The organism is Thermogutta sp. (genome assembly GCF_014359955.1).
In the GTDB taxonomy this organism is placed as follows: domain Bacteria; phylum Planctomycetota; class Planctomycetia; order Pirellulales; family Thermoguttaceae; genus Thermogutta.
The window spans coordinates 1-2,899 of record NZ_JACIYL010000582.1 but is presented as its reverse complement, the minus strand read 5'-3'; the positions used below and the strand labels follow the sequence as shown (position 1 = coordinate 2,899).

Annotated in this window: 1 protein-coding gene; it reads right to left on the bottom strand. The window is 57.0% G+C overall.

Going from position 1 to position 2,899, the window contains the following annotated elements; genetic code table 11:
• On the bottom strand, window positions 1–2,306 hold a 2,306-nt coding region (gene secA / locus H5U08_RS14635; RefSeq protein WP_297034619.1), incomplete at its 3' end, for a preprotein translocase subunit SecA.
• Window positions 2,307–2,899 lie beyond the last annotated feature (593 nt).

The window sequence follows — 2,899 nt, the reverse complement described above, 5'->3', positions numbered from 1 at the left end:
GCACCGTAATTTTTGTCCAGGAAGGTGTTGAGATTTTTTTCAATCTGTTCCCGAATCATTTCGCGGATGAGCAACCGGCAATCCGCCCCTTCCAGGATCTTCTGCCGGTAGCCGTACACCCGTTTTCGCTGCTCATCCATGACCTGATCGTATTCGAGGAGGTTCTTGCGGATTTCAAAATTCCGCTCTTCCACTTTTTTCTGGGCGGCTTCGATGCGGCGCGTCACCATCGGGCTTTCGATGGCCTGTCCCTCTTCCATACCAAGCCGGGTGAGAATGTTTTTCACCCAGTCGCCCGCGAAAATCCGCATCAGATCGTCTTCCAAGGACAGGAAGAATCGGCTGCTTCCCGGGTCTCCCTGACGGCCGGCACGTCCGCGAAGCTGATTATCGATTCGCCGCGATTCGTGGCGCTCGGTACCGATCACGTGAAGACCGCCGAGCTGAGCCACCTCGCGCCCCTCGGCCTTCATCTGTTCCTTTTCTTCGATCTCTTTGACGAGCGCGTCCCATTCCTCGCGGGGGACGTCCAATCGACTGCGATACTTGTGTTGGAGAATGGACCAGGCTTTGGCCTCGGGATTGCCACCCAATATGATGTCGGTTCCACGACCAGCCATGTTGGTGGCGATGGTAACCGCTCCTTTTCGTCCGGCCTGGGCGATGATTTCCGCTTCCCGCGCATGGTGTTTGGCATTGAGGACCTGATGAGGGATCCCCCGTCTTGTGAGCATTTCCGAGAGCATTTCGCTCTTTTCCACCGAGACCGTCCCCACCAGAATGGGCCGCCCTTTCTTTTCGATGTTATGAATCTTGGAACGGGGGATGACCTTCCGCTCACCTTCCTTGGTGCGGAAGACAATTTCCTCGTCGCCTTCCTCCAGAATCTGCCCCACTTCGTACTCGTAGCGGGAATACCAAACCGTATCCCATTTGTGCATGCGTTCGATTTCGTCGACGATCGCTTTGTATTTTTCGCGGGCGGTGCGGTAGATGACGTCCGGATAGTTGATACGGCGGAGCGGTTTGTTGGTGGGAATGGCCACCACTTCCAGCTTGTAGATCTTCCAGAACTCGTTGGCCTCGGTCATGGCCGTTCCGGTCATTCCGCAGATTTTGTCGTAGAGGCGGAAGAAATTCTGGATGGTGATGGTGGCCAGGGTTTGGGTTTCTTCCTTGATGGGAACACCTTCCTTGGCCTCCACGGCCTGGTGCAGACCGTCGCTCCACTGCCGCCCGTACATCAAGCGACCGGTGAACTCATCGACGATGATGACCTGGTTGTTTTCCACGACGTAGTGCACGTCGCGCTTGTAGAGATGATGGGCTTTCAGAGCGTTATCGATGAGATGAGGCCACTCCAGGTTGCCGGCCGTGTAGAAACTCTCGACCCCCGCCAGTTCCTCAGCCTTGCGGATGCCCTCCTCCGTCAGGTGGCAGGTGTGATCCTTTTCGTTGACCACGAAGTGCACATCTCGAATGAGTTGCCGGGCAATCTGATCCGCCCGCTTGTAGCGGGAAATATCGTCGTGGGCAGGACCGGAAATAATGAGCGGGGTTCGCGCCTCGTCGATGAGGATGTTATCCACTTCGTCGATAATGGCGTAGTGGAGGCGCCTTTGAACCTGCTGATATTCCGGCGGGTAGCGCGGGTCGCCCTTGGCCGCCAGCCGCATGTTATCGCGGAGGTAGTCGAAGCCGAACTCGTTGTTGGTCCCGTATGTGATGTCGCAACTGTACGCCTTCTGACGCTCCACCGCTCCCATGTCGTGCTGGATGGCGCCGACAGTCAACCCGAGGAACATGTACAGCGGGCCCATCCATTCCATATCGCGGCGAGCCAGATAATCGTTGACAGTGACGACATGGACCCCCTTCCCTTCCAGGGCGTTGAGATACGCCGGGAGCGTCGCCACGAGGGTTTTTCCTTCACCGGTCACCATTTCTGCAATGGCCCCGGCGTGAAGGACCATCCCTCCCATCAATTGCACATCAAAATGCCGCATGCCCAGAACCCGCCGCGATGCCTCTCGGCAGACGGCGAACGCCTCGATAAGCAGGTCGTCCAGAGTTTCGCCAGCTTCCAGGCGTTTGCGGAACTTGTCGGTCTGCTCCCGAAGTTCCGCATCCGTCATTTTCTGATAGCGAGGTTCCAGGTCGTTGATGGCCTGGACCTTGGGTTGAAGTTTCCGCAAATAGCGGGCGTTGGCCGAGCCGAACAATGACGTGAGCGTCCTGTCCACGGCCTGGCCAATCACCACAAACGTGTCCGTCGCGAAGTCCCACAATCGTTCGAGAAGTTCCATGGCTATATGCTGAGCGTTTTCGTTGGTTGGTCGCTTGCTTGGCGATATCCCCTCCGGGGTCAGGCTCCCAGACGGGCCTGCTCCGGTAACAAGTTCTCACGCCCTCATGGCGCAACACTCGCCCCGATTGTACCACAAGGCAGAAATTTCGCGCAGTCTCATCAAGCGTTGCAAAAGCCACGCCAAAGGAGCAACGGAGAAACTCACGAAATTCTACTTTTATTGTAGGCTTTCCCTCCCCGTGCGTTGAGGTTTCCCCGGCCCATCGTCTCCAAAAAACGAGACTCTGCACCGCAACTTTACGCCAATTCGCAACTTAGCACCAAGATGGCCGGGCGTCAACACGTTTTTCTCGCTCAGTTTGACCGCGAACCCGTCAACGATCCGTCAAACGTCTCCGCCTACGCTTCCGTGTGGAGCATGCAAATGAGTTCGAGCAAAACCACCGGTCGTTCAGCCGCAACCGGAAAACTTGTTTGCCTCATGGCAATCCGCGGACAGAAACTCGGGCAACCCGCCCGCACGACAACCCTTTTCCCATGCCAACGTGGCAGTCTGCCGTCCGCCCGTCTGCCCCCATACTTCCGGAGGGC